The organism is Adlercreutzia sp. DFI.6.23, assembly GCF_024462535.1.
Classification (GTDB): Bacteria; Actinomycetota; Coriobacteriia; order Coriobacteriales; family Eggerthellaceae; genus Adlercreutzia; species Adlercreutzia rubneri.
In genome coordinates, this window is the sequence record NZ_JANGBP010000711.1 from 1 (window position 1) to 292 (window position 292).

At 74.0% G+C, this 292-nt stretch carries 1 protein-coding gene; it reads right to left on the reverse strand.

Features of this window, described 5'->3' with window-relative positions; translation table 11 throughout:
- Positions 1–74: 74 nt before the first annotated feature.
- On the reverse strand, positions 75–292 hold a 218-nt coding region (locus NE591_RS15165), incomplete at its 5' end, for an ATP-binding protein (RefSeq protein WP_256157090.1).

The window sequence follows — 292 nt, forward strand, 5'->3', positions numbered from 1 at the left end:
CTGCGGGAACCTGACCGTCACCGCGACGTCCTCTGCGCCGAACGCGGCCAGCCACCCCGCGGCGTCCGCGGCCCTCACGACTGCCCCCTCTCGGGCAGCCCGGCGCCGTCGGCCGCCTCGGCCAGCAGGTCCTTCATGCGGTAGGACCGCCCCGTTATCTTGAGCATCGAGCAGTGGTGGCACACCCGGTCGGCGCTGGCCGCGGCGGTCACCGCGTCCCCGAACACGTCGGCCCCAAGGCCCACGGCCACGTTGGTGGTGATGACCGTGGAGCGGTGCTCGTAGCGGGCCG